Origin of the sequence: Mesorhizobium sp. M0208 (genome assembly GCF_040322015.1) — a bacterium.
Lineage (GTDB): Bacteria > Pseudomonadota > Alphaproteobacteria > Rhizobiales > Rhizobiaceae > Mesorhizobium.
This window is the reverse complement of record NZ_JAMYSP010000042.1, coordinates 26,893-43,061: the sequence shown is the minus strand read 5'-3', so window position 1 is coordinate 43,061 and position 16,169 is coordinate 26,893. Positions and strand designations below refer to the sequence as shown.

Below are 16,169 nucleotides of genomic sequence, written 5' to 3'. Positions count from 1 at the left end.
GATGGCCGCAGTCCGCACTTCTTCCGAAATCACCTTCAACCGGGTCGCCATCGTCGCTGTCCTGCTGGTGACGATCATCTTCCTGGCGCCGATCTACTGGATCGCCTCGACGGCTTTCAAGCCGCGCAATCTCGCCACCACCATTCCGCCGACGGTGGTTTTCCAGCCGGAGATATCGCCCTTCGTCAAGTTGTTCACCAAGCGTTCGCAGCTGCGCAGCCCGCCGTCGCCGGAGGAGTACGCGGCTGCGCCGTGGTGGGAGCGCGTCGTCTTCAATGGCGGCGAAAAGATCGTGCGCGACGGCAAGGGCCAGGTGCAGTGGTCGGGCTATCCGAGCCGTTTCATGAATTCGCTGATCGTCGCCATAACCTCGACCGTCCTGGCCGTCGGCATGGGCACCTTCACCGCCTATGGCTTCTCGCGCTTCAAGGTGAAGGGAGAGGCGGATCTGCTCTTCTTCATCCTGTCGACGCGCATGCTGCCGCCGGTGGTCGTCGCCATCCCAATGTTCCTGATGTACCGGGCGGTAGGGCTCAACGATTCCCATGTCGGCCTGATCATTCTTTACACCGCCTTCAACCTGTCCTTCTCGGTCTGGCTGATGAAGGGCTTCATGGACGAAATCCCGAAGGAGTATGAAGAGGCGGCGCTCGTCGACGGCTACACGCGCATGGAGGCCTTCTTCAAGATCGTGCTGCCCGAGGCCGCCACCGGCATCGCCGCCACCGCCGTGTTCTGCTTCATCACGGCGTGGAACGAGTATGCCTTCGCGCTGATCATGACCAGCCGCCGCGCCCAGACGGCACCGCCCTTCATTCCCAGCCAGGTCGGTTCCGGCCTGCCGGACTGGACGGTGATCGCCGCCGGAACCTTCCTGTTCCTGCTGCCGGTCGCGATCTTCACCTTCCTGCTCCGCAACCACCTGTTGCGCGGCATGTCCTTCGGAGCGATCCGCAAATGAGCTTTCGCGACATCAACCAGAAATATCTCGAACCGGGCAGCCAGGTGCTGATGGTGCTCGGTATCATCGCGCTCTGCCAGCCGTGGAACATGCTGCTGCACAGCTATGGCGTGACCATCATCCTGATCGGTCTGATCGGCTTCAACATCACCTCCAAGATCGCGCCGGAGGAGAAGGCCGGCACCGGGCAAGGGGCAAATCCGGGGGCACAGCATTGACCCAAATCGAGCTTCGCGGCGTCCAGAAATATTTCGGCGCCGTCCAGGTCATCAAGGACCTCAACCTGAAGATCGACGACAACGAGTTCATCGTGCTGCTCGGCCAGTCGGGCTGCGGCAAGACGACGACGCTCAGGGCGATTGCCGGGCTGGAGACGATCGACGGCGGCGACATCCTCATCGACGGCAAGCCGGTCCAGCACCTCAAGGCCGCCGACCGCGACATCGCCATGGTCTTCCAATCGTTTTCGCTCTATCCGCATATGAGCGTTTACGAGAACATCGCCTTTCCACTGAGAGCGACGCGCAAGAGCAAGGCCGAGATCGACAGCGAGGTGCGCTCGGTCGCCAAGACGCTGCAGATCAGCGATCTCCTCGCCAAGAAACCGTCGGCGCTGTCCGGCGGCGACATGCAGCGCGTGGCGATCGGCCGGGCCTTGGTGCGGCGGCCGAAGGCGATGTTGATGGACGAGCCGATCGGCGCGCTCGATGCCAAGCTGCGCGAGGAGATGCGGGCCGAGATCAAGCGGCTGCACATCAAGCAGGGTTCGACCAGCATCTATGTCACCCACGACCAGATCGAGGCGATGAGCCTCGCCGACCGCATCGTCATCATGCATGAAGGTGTACTGCAGCAGGTCGGCTCGCCGGACGAGGTCTATTCGCATCCGGCGAATCTTTTCGTCGCGCAATTTGTCGGCAGCCCGGTGATGAACGTCGCCGACGCTTCGGTGACCGAGAAACCCTCATCGGCCTCGGTCACGGTCGGCGATGCGGCCGCTGGCTTCGAATTCCCGCGCGCCTTGCTGTCGAAGCTCAATGGCCATGCCGGCAGCCAACTCGCGCTCGGCATACGGCCGGAAGGCGTCCTCGTCCGCCGCGAAACCGCCGAGGGGTTCCTGCCGGTGGAGACGCAGATCGTCGAGCCGCTCGGGTCCTTCGACATCGTCGACCTCAAGGTCGGCTCCAAGATGCTGCGTGCGCGCACCAAGAGCGGCTTCATCAGCGGCCCCGGCGAAAGGGTCTTCGTCAGAATAGATCCCAGCCAGGCGCATTTCTTCGACACGGCGAGCGGCAAATCGCTGGGAGTGAGACTCTGATGGCCCACATCCAGCTCAAGAACATCTCAAAGAAGTTCGGTAACCACACCGCCTTGACCGGGCTCGATCTCGACATCGCCGATGGCGAGTTCTTCGTCCTGCTTGGCGAGACCGGCGCCGGCAAGACGACGACGCTGCGCATGATTGCCGGCCTGGAAAAACCGAGCGAAGGCCAGGTCTTCATCGATGGCGTCGATGTCGCCGACTGGGGCGCGGCCGAGCGCGACGTGGCGCTGGTGCTGCAGCAATATTCGCTCTATCCGCGCTATACGGTGCGCCAGAACCTCGAATTTCCGCTGAAGCCGAAGATCCGCCGGCTGCCCGATGCCGAGATCAAGGATCGTGTCGACCGCGCGGCCAGGACGCTGCGCATCGAGCATCTGCTCGACCGCAAGACCGATAGGCTTTCAGGCGGCGAGATGCAGCGCGTCTCGATCGGCCGCGCCATCGTGCGCAAGCCGCGGGTATTCCTGATGGACGAGCCGTTGTCGGCGCTCGACGCCAAATTGCGCGAGGCGCTGCGCACCGAATTGAAGAACCTGCAGATGCAGCTTGGCGCCACCTTCCTGTTCGTGACGCACGATCAGATCGAGGCGATGTCGATGGGTGACAAGGTCGGCGTGCTCAACCATGGCCGCATCGTCCAGACCGGCACGCCGTACGAGATCTACAACAATCCGCGCGACACCTACGTGGCAAGCTTCGTCGGCTCACCGCCGATGAACCTCATCGACGGCAAGCTCGTCAACGGACGTGCGGTGATGGCGCCGCTCAATTTCGAATTGCCGTTTGCGGGGGGTGCCAAGACTTCGGGGGGTGCCAAGACGGGCGCGGCGACCGACGGTCGCCCGCTCGTCTTCGGTATTCGTCCCGAAGACGTCTATCTCGAGACCGGCGCGCCGGTCGAGGCGCGGGTCCACGATGTCGAGAACCATGGCGTCGAGAAGATCCTGACGCTGCGGGTCGGCGACGCCATGCTGCGCGCCACCGTGCCGGCCAGGACCGACGTCCAGATAGAGCAGCCGGTGCGCTTTGCCTGGAATCCGGACAAGGTGGTGCTGTTCGACAAGGGCAGCGGAATAAGCCTGCGTCACGCCGGCTAAGTACAAGCCTCTTTACTGCAGCTGGAGCGGGATGCGTTCAACACGAACCGTGTATCCCGCTCTATCTATGTGTTTTAGCCGCATTTGTGCGACGCTACGTGACTCCATTTGGTGCGAAATGCTCGAGTCTTCCCGTCATCCCCCGTGCGGGGGATGCGGATGCTCCGATTTGTCGAATAGGCTGATCCTTTGGTCCCAAACGGGCTTTGCAAGCCCAATTTTGGAGGCCCGAAATGGAGGGTTGGCTATGGGAAATCTGTTCCGCACTTTTGCGACGATCCTGCTTGTCGCCGGTATGGGATTGTTGGCGGCGCATCTGGGCGAGGCGCAGGCAGCCAAGAAAATCGTCGCCGGTGCGAAGGTCGACGCCAAGAAGATCAAGGGCCTCAACGGCACGGTCAATCTGTCCACCAGCGACTGCAAACTGTTGTTGAGCGGCACCGTCGTCGAAGTCTCGGATGGCAGGTGCGGGGCCTCCGGCAAATATTGCAAGAGCAGTGCCGGCTCGGCCTGTATCACCGAGCAATAAGCCGGCCAACGTTTAGCCGGCCTAAAGCGCGTCGCGTTCGACCGGCCTCATGCGACGCGCTTTAGATTCTTGTTTTGATGCACGTCGTTATCGCAAAACCGCTGCACACTTTTGCGCGACATGCATTAGCGGATCTCCGCCTGTTCCTCGGCCCGGAAATGGCTGGGCGGCGATCCGATGACCCGTTTGAAGGCGCGGCTGAAGGAGGCGTCGGATTCGTAGCCGAGGCGCGCCGCCACGACGGAAATCTTGAGCCGGTCGCGGACCAGCCATTGCCGCGCCTGGTGCATCCGCACCTGCGTGACGTACTTTGCCGGTGTTTCGCCGACAATGGTGGCGAAGCGATCGGCGAAACCCGATCGCGAGGCACCCATCATCTTCGCCAGAGCCTCCACCGTCCAGTCACGGTTCGGTTCCAGGTGGATCGCGGCCAGCACCCGGCCGATCTCGCGATCCCTGACCGCCGCGATCCATCCGGAAGAGTCGCCGCAGCCGCGCTCGACCCATGAGCGGATGACGGTCGCGGCAAGCACATCGGCCAGCCGCGCCAGGATGCCGCCGGAGCCGACGCGCTCCATCGACACCTCGCGGGCCATCGCTTCCAGCAAATGTGGAATACCTGGTTCATAGGCTTCCAACTCATGTGCGCGCATCACGTCCGGCATCATGCCGAGCAAGGGGTGCAAGCCATCGAGATTGAAATACATGCTGCCGAAAAACAGCAAGGTCCCCGGACGGCAGCCGGGCACGCCGTCATTCGACATGCAATAGACATTCTTGCAGATCTCCTCGACCTCATAGCCGTGGATCGGCGCCGCCTCGATACCCGGCTCGCTCGCCAGCGTGTGAGCTGAGCCGCGCGGCAACAAGGCAGCGTCGCCCGCCTTGAGCTCGACCCATTCGCCGGACGGCTGCAGCAACCAGCAGCCTTTACGGCCGATGAAATGAAACCGTGCCGCCGCCTGAGCCGGAAAATGGATGCCCCAAGGCTCCTTCATCTCGCAACGGCCGTAATCGACGCCTTCGAGGCGCAATCCGCGCAATATGTCCGTCAGTGGATCGCCGGTTACGGGGATTTTGGACGAACGGTCAAACATAATGGTGTTTCTAGCATGGAAACTCCAGCTAGTCACTCCTTATGTTGCATTGCAGTCAAATGCTGCGCTGCAACAGACCGGAGATCCCTCATGACCGAACCCGCGACAGGCGTCATGGACGCCGTTCTCGACCCATCTGAAACTGGCGAACGATCCGACCCCGCATGGGGGGCGGTGGTCTCCTTGGCGCTCGGAGTCTTCGGCCTGGTGACCGCAGAATTTCTGCCGGCCAGCCTGCTGACGCCGCTTGCGCAGGATCTCGGCATCACCGAAGGCGCCGCCGGGCAGGCGGTAACGGCAACGGCCGTCATTGGCGCGATTGCGGCACCGACCATGGCTATTGTCACCAAGCGGCTGGACCGCAGGCTGGTCATGTTGGCGCTGACCGTGCTGCTTGTGCTGTCAAACCTGGTGGCCGCGTTTGCGTCGTCGCTTCCTATTCTTCTGATCGCCCGCATCATGCTCGGGATCAGTCTCGGCGGATTCTGGTCGATGTCGGCGGCCATGGCGATGCGGCTTGTCCCAATGCGGCTGATGCCGCGCGCCATGTCGATCATCCTCACCGGCGTTTCGGTGGCGACGGTCTGCGCTGCTCCGGTCGGCGCCTATGTCGGCGACATCTGGGGATGGCGGACGGCCTTCATGATCGCCGCCGTGGTCGGCGCGCTGGCGCTTCTGGTACAGGTGGCTACCATCCCGCGACTGCCGCCGGCAGGTACAGCAGGTTTTCGCACGCTGCTGGAGGTGATGAAGCGGCCGATGATCAGAGTAGCGCTGCTGGTGGTGTTGCTGGTCGCCTCGGGACACTTTGCCGGCTTCACCTATGTCCGCCCGTTTCTCGAGAAGGTGCCCGCACTGGACATCGAGACGATCTCGCTTGTGCTGCTCGCCTACGGCATTGGTGGTTTCTTCGGCAATTTTGCCGGCGGCTTCATTGCCGAGCGCAGCCTCAAGGCAGCCGTCACTCTGGCGCCTCTGCTGATCGCGTCTTCAGCGCTCCTGCTGCTGGTGGTCGGAGGCTCACCCGTCGTGGCTGCAATAGCAGTGGCCAGCTGGGGCTTTGCCTTCGGTGCCGTCCCAGTCGGGCTGCAGACCTGGCTGGTGCGAGCCGCCCCCGATCAGGCGGAAAGCGCCGGCGGGCTCATGGTTATGACGTTCCAGGTCGCCATCGCGTTGGGCGCCGTGTTCGGCGGCCTGCTGGTCGACAATACCGGCGTTGCCAGCGCCTTCGCCTATTGCGCGGCGGCGACATTGCTTGCGGCACTGGCGGCGTTCTTCCTTGGCCCCAAGCCGATCGACGATCCCAAGGCCTAAACGGAACGGCCGTCGAAGTCGAAGACCGGCACGGCGGCGACGTCCAACGCCTCGATACAATGAATATTGATATAGGCACTTCGCCCGCTCCCTTCGCCGACATCCTCGGCGAAGGGGTGAATGCCGCAGCTGCGGCAGAAGCGGTGCGCGATGACATGGTTGCCGAAGCTGTAGCGGCCGAGATCATCGCCCCAGGCAAGCACCCGCACGCTTTCATGCGGCACTGCCCATAGCAGTGCACCCTTGCGCGAGCAGATCGAGCAATTGCACCGTACGGCTCCGGTCAGCTCGCCTTCGACCTCGAACGCGACCTTGCCGCAGTGGCAGCTGCCTTGGTAGAGCATCGGGCCTTCCTCCTTCGGTTCGACAGGTGCAAATCCGACCGTGCCGGGCTATGTCTCCTGCGGCAGTTGGGGCTGCTATCTTAAGACGTTCCAAGCGTGCGGAGTCCGACACCGAAAATGCAATCAGCCCGTGATAGCCTCGAAGCAATTCTTTCGCGTCTTGCCGTTCGCGTCGACGACGAAAGCGTTTTCGTAAAGCTCTACCCGGAAGCCGCACGGGCGGCGGCCGACGCAGCCGATGCGCGGCGAAAAGCCGGCGTCACGCTCGGGCCGCTCGATGGGGCGATCGTCTCGATCAAGGATCTGTTCGATGTCGCTGGCGAGCCGACCACGGCGGGCTCTCTGCTGCTCGCCACCGCAGCGCCGGCGCTGCGGGATGCCATTGTCGTGCGACGGCTGCGTCAGGCCGGTGCAGTCATCCTCGGCAAGACCAACATGACCGAGTTCGCCTTCACCGCGATCGGCGTCAATCCGCATTACGGCACCCCCGGCAATGCAAGCGATGCCACCCGTATTCCGGGCGGCTCGTCCTCAGGCGCCGCGGTTTCGGTCGGCGAAGGCACCAGCCAAATCTCTATCGGTTCCGATACGGGTGGTTCGGTGCGCATTCCGGCATCGCTGAATGGCGTCGTCGGTTTCAAGCCGACCGCGCGGCGCGTGCCGCTCGCGGGTGCGTTTCCGCTGTCGGCCACGCTGGACTCGATCGGTCCGCTGGCCCGCACCGTCGCGGAATGTGCGGCGGCCGATGCAGTGATGTCGGGCGAAAACCTGGCAGCACTGTTGCCGCTTCCACTGCACGGCCTGCGCATCGGCATTGCGCGCGGCGTGCTGTTCGATGATACGCAGGAAGAGGTCGCGACGACGTTCGACTGGTGTCTTCGCAAGATGGAGCTTAGCGGCGCACGGCTTGCGGAACTGTCGATCGACGACCTGCTTGCCGAACTGCGCGCGGCAACCAAGCGCGCCTCGATCGCGGCGATGGAAGGGGCGGAGATCCATGCCGACTGGCTGGCGACGGGAGCGGCGACGCCGGTCGACCCGCGGGTAAGCGGACCATTGTCGCGCGCCGCCGCCATTCCGGCCACGGTCTATATCAGGGCAATGCGCCGTCGCGCAGCACTTGTCGCCGCAATGGATGAGCGGCTGTCAGGGGTAGACGTACTGGCCCTGCCGACCACGCCGGTGACGGCGCCGACGATCGTCTCGATGACCGGTGACGAGGCCCTCTGCAACAGGATCGAGGGTCTTCTGCTGCGCAACACGCAGGTCGCCAACCAGTTCGATCTGTCAGCAATCTCGCTGCCCATGCCGGGAAAGACGCGCCCGGCCGGGCTGATGCTGGTGGCGCGCAATGGTCATGACCACCACCTGCTGCGCATCGCAGCCGGCGTGGAGGCGCTGCTTGCAAATTGATCCGACAGCGCGTGTCAGCGCGACGAGCAGTGGCCGCGTTCGCTGTCCTTGGCGGCGCGTTCGATGCCGGTGGCAACCAGCCAAGGCAGGGTGTACCGCTTGCCGTTGAAGGTCCGGGTGCGGTTCTCGATCGATCCGACAACAACGACCTCGCCGGCATAGAGCTTGTCCGAAAGATTGAGGGCTTTGTCTTGCTGCGGCAGGCGATCAATGTCGATTGAAACGCCTTTGATGAGCTTACCAGTAGCGAGGTCGAGTGCGCTGTTCGATGGACAGGGTGCCGCCACGCAGCGCAAGCCGTTGTCGCAGAACACGTAGCTGCCCTGTCCGTTGGCGAAGACTTGCGCCGTCGCCACGCAGAAGCCAGCGGTCAGCAGGAATTTTGTGACGTTTACCATGCCGGCACCATCGCCGGCGAGTTCGGGAAAATTGAGGCGCTCAGAGATCGACAGGGAACCGCCGCCGGTAGTGCTCGACCACTTCCGGGTTGCGCAGATTGACCGGTAATCTGTTGGCCAGCACCAGCAAGGCTTCGCCAGCCGCGCCGACGCCCATGCGCATCATCGACTGCTCGGTGATCCCAGCCATGTGCGGGGTGACGATGACGTTGTCGAAGCCGAAATAGGGGTGGTTGGGCGGCAGCGGTTGTGTTGCAAAAACATCGAGTGCGGCGCCGCCGATACGGCCCTTCTGCAAGGCCTCGATCAGCGCGTCGTCGTCGATCACCGGCCCGCGCGAAACATTGATCAGCAGCGCATCCGGCTTCATCCGGTCAATGCGCTCGCGGCTGATCAGCCCCCGTGTTTCGGGCGTCAGCGGGCAGCACAGAACGATGATGTCGCTCTGTTCGATCAGCGCATCGATCGACAGGAAGCCGACCCTGTCCGGCGCCGGCCGCATGCTGCGCGTCGTCGCCACCACATTCAGATCGAACCCATGTGCCGCGATATGGCCAACCGCCTGGCCGATCGCGCCGAGACCGACAATGCCGATCGTCTTGCCCGCTAGCTCGCTGGCCACCACAGTGTGTTCGCGGCCGGCCAGCCAGCCCTTCGCACGCAGGTCGCGGTCCAACACACGAAAGCGCCTAAGCAGCGCCAGCGCCGCGAACATCACGTATTCGGCGACGGATCGCGCGTTCACCCCCGGTACGTTCGCCACCAGCACGCCGGCGGCATTGGCCGCTTCCATAGGTACCATGTCCAGCCCGGCGCCGTGCCGGATCGCGGCCCTGAGCTTCCTTGCTCCTTCGAAAAGCGACGCAGGCAAGGGAGCGCGAACGATGATGACATCGGCGTCCCTTGCCTCGGCGGCAAGCGTATGCGCGTCGAGGGCGGAAGCAACGACGAGTTCGCCGGCCCCTGTCAGCATGGAAGAGGCACGGGGGTGCAGTCTGTGTGTCGACAGGATCTTGGGCATTTCAGGCCTTTTCGAGCGCTGGGCTTTGCGGTTCCGCCCCACGCCCCTCGATCAGCCCCTTCCAGTAGCTTTCGGCGCCTTGCAGATGGGCGCTCATCAGCGCCTGGGCGAGATTGCCGTCGCGGCGCAGCAGCGCCTCGTAGATCTGGATATGCTCGGCATGGGAGCGCACGCTGCGTTCGGGATCGTTGAAATAGATCGGCAGGCGCAGCTCACCCATCATGTAGTAGACGCTGCAGATATTGTGGAAGACGCTGTTCTTGGTCGCCCGCACGATCTCGAGGTGGAACTCGCGGTCTTCCCGGGCAAGGCCTTCACCGGCGGCGATGCGATCCTCGGAGGCCTTCAGGATCTCGCGCAGCCGCTCGAAATTCTCCTCGGTGGCGCGTGAACAGGCCAGTTCGGCGGCCTTGATCTCGTGGATCTTGCGCAACTCGACCGTCTCGTAGATCTGGACGGGATCGAGCGGCAGGCCCGCGCGGGCGAACAGCGCCATCGCCTCGACGCTCGCCTGCTTCGTATCGATGTAGATGCCGGATTTCGCCCGTCGCTCGACGATGCGCATCGCCTCGAGAATGGCCAGCGCCTCGCGGATCTGTCCGCGGCTGACGCTGAAATGCTCTGCCAGTTCGCGCTCCGACGGCGTGCGGCCGGTCTCCTTGTCGGAATGGGAGAACAGATAGGCGGCGAGTTCCGCGAGAAGGTTCTTTTCTTTCATGTCAGCCGTGTTGCGCGTGCGCCTCCAGGAACCGCTCCGAAATGGTGAATCCCAGCCCGGGTCTATCAGGGATCGCTACCATACCGTCCTTTGCTTCGACAGTCTCTTCGATCAGATCGTGGATCATCGGGTTGGCGCCGAGCGAATATTCGACGGTGAAGCTCGCCGGCGAAGCGGCGCAGACATGCAGCCCGGCAAAGAAGCAGGGCGCGCCGGCCCAAAGATGCGGCGCAAAGCGCAGATTGAAGGCGCTGGCGATGGTGCCGATCTTCATCGCCTCGCTGATGCCACCGCAAAAGGCCGGATCCGGCTGGAAGATATCGGCGGATTTGAGCACGGCGAGGTCGCGGAAGGCATAGCGTGTCGCCTCGCTTTCGCCGGTGGCGATCGGGATCGAACCGCAGGCGCGCACCTCGGCCATGCCGGGCTTGTCGTCAGCGATCACCGGCTCCTCGAACCAGGCGAGATCGAGGTCGCCGGCGAGATGGATGAAGCGCTTGGCTTCGGCCACCGTGTAAGTGCCGTGCGCGTCGACCATCAGATCGATATCTGGACCGAGCGCCTGTCTTGCGGCGCGGACGCGAGCGGCCGAGATATGTGGGGCGCCATCCATCGCGCCGACGCGCATCTTCAGCGCCTTGAAGCCGCCCTTGGCGATGTAGGACTGCAGCTGGTCGCCGATGGCTTCCGCGGTGGCCCAGCCGCCGGAAGCATAGGCCGGCATGCGGTCCAGCTTGCGGCCGCCGAGCAGCCGCCAGACCGGAACGCCGAGCGATTTGCCGAGAATGTCCCACAATGCGATGTCGACGGCGCTGATGGCAGCGATGCTCATGCCCCGTCGTGCCAGTTGCGGCATGGCATGGCCGGCGCGAGCGGCACTGTCGTGGCGCGTGCCATTGTAGAGCATCTCCCAGATGACGCCGATGTCGGCCGGGTCGCGGCCGACCAGCTGCGGGCCGACCTCGTAGTTCAGCAAATGAACGAGAGCGCCGTAACTCCCGGCGCTGCCGGCGGCATTCTTGCCTTCGCCCCAGCCGACCAGCCCGTCGTCGGTTTCGATGCGCAGGATAGCGGCGTCGAACGTCGCCACCTGACCGAAGTCGCTGCGGTGCTGCTTCGCGACTTCGATCGGTATGCGGACCCACCAGGCTTGGACCGTTTTGATGCGCATGTTCATCCTCGGCCCGGCCGCGGTGAGGCGGAAGGGCTCTTTCCAAACGGCTCGGCTACTTGATCAGCGGCAGCAGCGTTTCCGCGTTGATGCGCATCTGGTCGGTGTAGAATTTCTCCGTGAGCACGCTGGAGCCGTGGTCCTGAATGAACTTCAGCTGCTCCGGCGAGATGTCGACGGGGTTGCGTTCGACCATGTCGGGATAGGGAGCAGCCGGCGTGCGGTCGACGGGGGCGACGAATTCATTGGTCAGCGCGCCGTCATAGCCGATCTCCTTCAGCGTGCCGACGATCTTCGGCCAGTCGATCTGCCCAAGGCCCGCGGCGAAGCGGTTGTTGTCGGCGACATGGAAATCGTACAGGCGCTCGCCGACCTGCCGGATGGCGTCATAGACGTTAAATTCTTCCATGTGGATGTGGTAGGCGTCGAGGCAGACGCCGCATTCGGGGCTGACCGCATCGGCCAGCGCCAGTGCCTGGGCGCCGCGGTTGAACAGATAAGTCTCGAAGCGGTTGAGCGGCTCAACCGCGATCTTGACGCCAACTTTCTTGGCGTGGGTGAAGCATTCCCGGGTGGCATCGACCACCCATTTCCATTCCTCTTCCTCGGTGCCGTCCGGCACGACCTTGCCGACAGTGGCGGGAACCAGCGTGATAATCTCGCCGTCGAGCTCGCTGACCATGGTCAGCACGTCCTTGACGTACTGCACCGACCGCTCGCGTTGGCCCTGGTCCTTGGCGGCGAGATTGCGCTCGCCCAGCATCAGCGTCACCGCTCCCCAGCAGCGAATGCCGTACTCGTTCAACAGTGCGCGCGTCTCCTTGGGCTTGTACTGTTCGGGTTCGCCGGAAATCTCGATCGACTCATAGCCGAATTTCTTGATGCGCTTGAGCGTCGTTTCCAGCGGCTCCGCCCGCATCCAATTGTGCGTCGAAAGATGCATGGTCTATCCTTCCCAGAATCGCCTGTACCAGTTTGCCTGCGGCGCACTCTGCCGAAGCCGCCGCATGATTCCTCCCCAAGGCGTCCCAGCATTTTTTTGCAAACTGGTTCGACCAATTGGGCTTGATGGGAGGTCTACAGTAATTTCATCTGGACGGCAAGAAGTGCTGCCATCAAGCGTTGGCTCCTGTCTATGCTATTGATTATACTTAAACATGTGGCTTAACTCGGCATGGTTGCAGGACTGCGGCAGCGCGTCAAATGGCTTGACCAGATTTCGGCATTTGGTAATACCAGAATAGCGGCGCTGAGCGCGCTGTGCAAAGAGACCAAAGACGCTGGCCCTGTTTTCAATCGGCGCTATGCTTGGTCGTGAAACATAGGGAGATGCCGATGCCGACGACGATGAAGGGGCCTGGTCTGTTCCTGGCGCAGTTTGCGGGCGACGCCGCGCCGTTCAATTCGCTGGCCTCGATCACCAAATGGGCGGCTGGTCTGGGCTACAAGGGCGTGCAGATCCCGACATGGGACGCCCGATTGTTCGATCTCGAGAAGGCAGCCTCCTCCAAGGCCTATTGCGAGGAGGTGAAGGGCATCTGCGCCGATGCCGGCGTCGAGATCACCGAACTGTCGACGCATCTGCAGGGGCAACTGGTGGCGGTGCATCCGGCCTATGACGCGCAGTTCGACGGCTTCGCGCCGGCTGCGGTGCACAACAATCCAAAAGCCAGGCAACAATGGGCGGTCGAACAGATGAAGTTCGCCGCCAAGGCGTCGAAGAATCTCGGGCTCAAGGCGTCGGTGTCGTTTTGCGGAGCGTTGGCCTTCCCATACCTCTACCCCTGGCCGCAGCGGCCGGCGGGATTGATCGAGGAGGCATTTGCCGAACTCGGCAAACGCTGGACGCCGATCCTCGACGTTTATGACGAAAACGGCGTCGATGTCGGCTACGAAATTCATCCAGGCGAGGACGTGTTCGACGGCGCGACATTCGAGATGTTCCTCGATTCGGTCGGCGGCCACAAGCGCTGCAACATCAACTATGACCCGTCGCACTTCCTGCTGCAGCAGCTCGATTATCTCGAATTTATCGACATCTACCACGAGCGGATCAAGGCGTTCCACGTCAAGGATGCCGAGTTCAATCCAACCGGGCGGCAAGGCGTCTATTCCGGTTACCAGAGCTGGACCAACCGTGCCGGGCGTTTCCGCTCGCTCGGCGACGGGCAGGTGGATTTCCGCGGCATCTTCTCCAAGCTCACCCAATACAATTACGATTCATGGGCGGTGCTGGAATGGGAATGCTGCCTCAAGCACCCGGAGGATGGTGCGGCCGAAGGCGCTCCCTTCATCCAGCACCACATCATCAGGGTGACGGAAAAAGCATTCGACGACTTCGCCGGCGGCACGACCGATAAAAAGGTGCTGCGCGGCATGATGGGGATCTAGCACAGATATTCCCTCCCCCTCGAGGGGAGGGTCGATCCGCGCAGCGGATCGGGGTGGGGTCGCTGGGCGTAGGGCTCGGCATGAACCGACCCCACCCGGCCCTGCGGGCCACCTTCCCCTCAAGGGGAGGGGTATTTCAATGACGAGGGAGAAAATCGTGGTTGGCGCATCGAAGACGGAAACGGGAGGCGGTCCGATCCGCTACGGCATGGTTGGCGGCGGACAAGGCGCCTTTATCGGCGCGGTGCACCGCATCGCGGCACGCATGGATAACGAGTTCGTGCTGGTTGCTGGCGCCCTCTCGTCGAATCCGGAGCGCGCCAAGGCCTCGGCGGCCGAGCTTGGGCTCGATCCGGCACGCAGCTACGGCTCCTATGCCGAGATGGCCAAGGCGGAGGCCAAGCGGCCGGATGGCATCGAGGTGGTGGCCATCGTCACGCCGAACAATGTGCACGTGCCGGCCGCCAAAGCTTTTCTCGAGGCCGGCATCCACGTCATCTGCGACAAGCCACTAGCGACGACGCTAGCCGAGGCAAAGAGGCTGGCGGCGCTGGTCGAAAAGACTGGCAAGGTGTTCGTGCTGACGCATAACTACACCGCCTATCCGATGGTGCGGCAGGCACGCGAGATGGTGGCCAAGGGACAGCTCGGCGATATCCGCATCGTGCAGTCGGAATATCCGCAGGACTGGCTGACCGAAGACCTGGCCGCCACCGGCCAGAAGCAGGCTGCGTGGCGCTCTGACCCGAAGCAGGCGGGTGCCGGCGGTGCACTGGGCGATATCGGCACGCATGCCTACAACCTTGCCCGTTTCGTCTCCGGGCTGGAGCTCGATTCGTTGTCGGCCGATCTCGATGCCTTCGTGCCGGGGAGGCTGCTCGACGACAACATCAATGTGCTGCTGCGCTTCAAGCCGGTCGGCGGGTCGCACCCGGCCAAGGGAATGATCTGGGCAAGCCAGGTGGCGCCCGGCCACGAGAACGGGTTGAAATTGCGCATCTACGGCTCGAAGGGCGGCCTCGAATGGGTGCAGGCCGACCCGAACTATCTCTGGTACACGCCGTTCGGCCAGCCGAAGCAGTTGATTACCCGTAATGGCGCCGGCGCGCTCCCCGTCGCCGGGCGCGTCAGCCGCGTTCCGCCAGGGCATCCGGAAGGCTATCTCGAAGGTTTCGCCAACATCTATCAGGAAGCCGCGCGGGCGATTCGTGCAGCGCGCCGGAAGGGCGGGAAGCCGGCTAAGGATGTCGTCTTCCCGACCGTGCAGGACGGCGTCGAGGGCATGGCCTTCATCGAGGCCTGCGTGAAGTCGTCGAAGAAGAATGGGGCGTGGACGAAGCTCTGAAGGGTGGTGGTGATAGTCAGGTGAGACCGGCCTGCAAATGGCAGTTTCCTGCGCTTCCGGTGCGCATGTACCAAAAGCACGCTCCGCTCCGGTTCTCGGAACCCGCCATTTTCGGCTCGGCCTGACCTGAATCTCATCACCCCTCCGGCGATCGAGCGAATGAAGGGAGGGGCGTCGATGAAAATCGGCATGTGCATGTTGTTGTGGACGACCAGTGTCTCGAAAAAACACGAGCCGTTGTTGAGGGACATCAAGGCGACCGGCTTCGACGGCGTCGAAATACCGGTCTTCTCCGGCACGCCGGACAACTACAGGAAACTCGGCGAACTGCTCGACCGTATCGGGCTGCAACGCACCGCCGTCTCGGCGATGGGCGATGCGGCGATGAACCTGATCTCGCCGGATGCCTCGACGCGCAAAGCCGGTATCGACTACATGAAATCGGCGATCGACTGCGCTCAGGCGCTTGGCGCGAACACGTTGAGCGGCCCGCTCCATTCGACACTCGGGGCCTTCTCCGGCAGCGGGCCGACAGCGGCCGAGAAAAAACGTTCGATCGCTTCGCAACGCGCCATTGGCGACTATGCCGGCAACAAGAGCGTCACCATCGGGTTGGAGGCGCTCAACCGCTTCGAATGCTACCTGCTCAACACGATGGACGATTTATCGGAGCATATCGACGCGATCGACCGGCCGCACATCAAGGCGATGTACGACACCTTCCATGCCAACATCGAAGAAGCCGACCCGATTGGCGCCTATACGCGCAACCGCAACAACATCGTCCATATCCACATTTCGGAGAACGATCGCGGGGTGCCGGGCCGTGGCCATATTCCCTGGAAGGAGACTTTCTCCGCCATCCGCAAGAGCGGCTACGACGATTGGCTGACGATCGAGGCGTTCGGGCGTTCGCTGAAGGACTTGGCCGCGGCCACCAAGGTGTGGCGCGACTTTTCCGAAGGCCCGGAAGCTGTCTACCGCGACGGCTACAGGCATATTAAGGACGGGTGGAGGAAAGTTGCATAACGATCGGCCAGCCCGAT

Annotated in this window: 17 protein-coding genes; 10 read left to right on the top strand and 7 right to left on the bottom strand. The window is 63.0% G+C overall.

The genetic code is table 11. The features are described 5' to 3' along the window. Position 1 precedes the first annotated feature (1 nt). The 5 genes from NKJ17_RS28770 (at position 2) to NKJ17_RS28750 (ending at position 3,911) form a co-directional block, all read left to right on the top strand. Complete coding sequence (locus NKJ17_RS28770) at positions 2 to 961, top strand: carbohydrate ABC transporter permease (RefSeq protein ID WP_352476335.1); 960 nt, start codon at positions 2 to 4, stop codon at positions 959 to 961. Beyond that, positions 958 to 1,179: a hypothetical protein gene (locus tag NKJ17_RS28765; protein ID WP_023675179.1), complete on the top strand. Its 222-nt coding sequence runs from the start codon at positions 958 to 960 to the stop codon at positions 1,177 to 1,179. The genes NKJ17_RS28770 and NKJ17_RS28765 overlap by 4 nt, the downstream gene beginning before the upstream one ends. Next, positions 1,176 to 2,279, top strand: a complete 1,104-nt coding sequence (locus NKJ17_RS28760) for an ABC transporter ATP-binding protein (RefSeq protein WP_352506666.1) — start codon at positions 1,176 to 1,178, stop codon at positions 2,277 to 2,279. The genes NKJ17_RS28765 and NKJ17_RS28760 overlap by 4 nt, the downstream gene beginning before the upstream one ends. Then, positions 2,279 to 3,382, top strand: coding sequence for an ABC transporter ATP-binding protein (locus NKJ17_RS28755; protein ID WP_023675181.1), 1,104 nt, complete (start codon positions 2,279 to 2,281; stop codon positions 3,380 to 3,382). Before NKJ17_RS28760 ends, NKJ17_RS28755 begins: the two co-directional genes overlap by 1 nt. A gap of 247 nt (positions 3,383 to 3,629) precedes the next feature. After that, positions 3,630 to 3,911: a hypothetical protein gene (locus NKJ17_RS28750; RefSeq protein WP_352506664.1), complete on the top strand. Its 282-nt coding sequence runs from the start codon at positions 3,630 to 3,632 to the stop codon at positions 3,909 to 3,911. Positions 3,912 to 4,036: 125 nt separating this feature from the next. Here the strand turns inward: NKJ17_RS28750 and NKJ17_RS28745 are convergent, their stop codons facing one another. After that, positions 4,037 to 5,008, bottom strand: a complete 972-nt coding sequence (locus tag NKJ17_RS28745) for an AraC family transcriptional regulator (protein ID WP_352506663.1) — start codon at positions 5,006 to 5,008, stop codon at positions 4,037 to 4,039. Between the two features lie 90 nt (positions 5,009 to 5,098). Between NKJ17_RS28745 and NKJ17_RS28740 the strand changes: the two genes are divergently transcribed. Next, entirely contained in the window at positions 5,099 to 6,322 is a 1,224-nt protein-coding gene (locus tag NKJ17_RS28740; protein ID WP_352506662.1) for an MFS transporter, read from the top strand. Here NKJ17_RS28740 and NKJ17_RS28735 read toward each other — a convergent pair. Then, positions 6,319 to 6,666 carry a GFA family protein gene (locus NKJ17_RS28735; protein ID WP_352506661.1) on the bottom strand — a complete coding sequence of 116 codons (348 nt, stop codon included), beginning with the start codon at positions 6,664 to 6,666 and terminating at the stop codon, positions 6,319 to 6,321. The genes NKJ17_RS28740 and NKJ17_RS28735 overlap by 4 nt on opposite strands. A gap of 117 nt (positions 6,667 to 6,783) precedes the next feature. Between NKJ17_RS28735 and NKJ17_RS28730 the strand changes: the two genes are divergently transcribed. Beyond that, positions 6,784 to 8,079 (top strand): amidase, encoded by a 1,296-nt coding sequence (locus tag NKJ17_RS28730; protein WP_352506660.1) that lies wholly within the window; start codon positions 6,784 to 6,786, stop codon positions 8,077 to 8,079. Between the two features lie 14 nt (positions 8,080 to 8,093). Here the strand turns inward: NKJ17_RS28730 and NKJ17_RS28725 are convergent, their stop codons facing one another. From NKJ17_RS28725 to NKJ17_RS28705, 5 genes are read right to left on the bottom strand one after another with little or no spacing between them, the layout of a single operon-like run. Then, positions 8,094 to 8,477 (bottom strand): hypothetical protein, encoded by a 384-nt coding sequence (locus NKJ17_RS28725; protein ID WP_352476343.1) that lies wholly within the window; start codon positions 8,475 to 8,477, stop codon positions 8,094 to 8,096. 40 nt (positions 8,478 to 8,517) lie between these two features. Continuing rightward, entirely contained in the window at positions 8,518 to 9,498 is a 981-nt protein-coding gene (locus NKJ17_RS28720) for a hydroxyacid dehydrogenase (protein WP_352506659.1), read from the bottom strand. A gap of 1 nt (position 9,499) precedes the next feature. Next, positions 9,500 to 10,216 carry a FadR/GntR family transcriptional regulator gene (locus tag NKJ17_RS28715; protein WP_254816743.1) on the bottom strand — a complete coding sequence of 239 codons (717 nt, stop codon included), beginning with the start codon at positions 10,214 to 10,216 and terminating at the stop codon, positions 9,500 to 9,502. Between the two features lies 1 nt (position 10,217). Beyond that, complete coding sequence (locus tag NKJ17_RS28710) at positions 10,218 to 11,387, bottom strand: mandelate racemase/muconate lactonizing enzyme family protein (RefSeq protein ID WP_254816744.1); 1,170 nt, start codon at positions 11,385 to 11,387, stop codon at positions 10,218 to 10,220. A gap of 55 nt (positions 11,388 to 11,442) precedes the next feature. After that, positions 11,443 to 12,330 carry a sugar phosphate isomerase/epimerase family protein gene (locus NKJ17_RS28705; RefSeq protein ID WP_352506658.1) on the bottom strand — a complete coding sequence of 296 codons (888 nt, stop codon included), beginning with the start codon at positions 12,328 to 12,330 and terminating at the stop codon, positions 11,443 to 11,445. A 392-nt stretch (positions 12,331 to 12,722) separates the two neighbouring features. Between NKJ17_RS28705 and NKJ17_RS28700 the strand changes: the two genes are divergently transcribed. The 3 genes from NKJ17_RS28700 (at position 12,723) to NKJ17_RS28690 (ending at position 16,152) form a co-directional block, all read left to right on the top strand. Beyond that, positions 12,723 to 13,778, top strand: coding sequence for a sugar phosphate isomerase/epimerase family protein (locus tag NKJ17_RS28700; RefSeq protein ID WP_352506657.1), 1,056 nt, complete (start codon positions 12,723 to 12,725; stop codon positions 13,776 to 13,778). A gap of 139 nt (positions 13,779 to 13,917) precedes the next feature. Beyond that, positions 13,918 to 15,123, top strand: a complete 1,206-nt coding sequence (locus NKJ17_RS28695; protein WP_352476346.1) for a Gfo/Idh/MocA family protein — start codon at positions 13,918 to 13,920, stop codon at positions 15,121 to 15,123. 177 nt (positions 15,124 to 15,300) lie between these two features. After that, complete coding sequence (locus NKJ17_RS28690) at positions 15,301 to 16,152, top strand: sugar phosphate isomerase/epimerase family protein (protein WP_352691129.1); 852 nt, start codon at positions 15,301 to 15,303, stop codon at positions 16,150 to 16,152. Positions 16,153 to 16,169 lie beyond the last annotated feature (17 nt).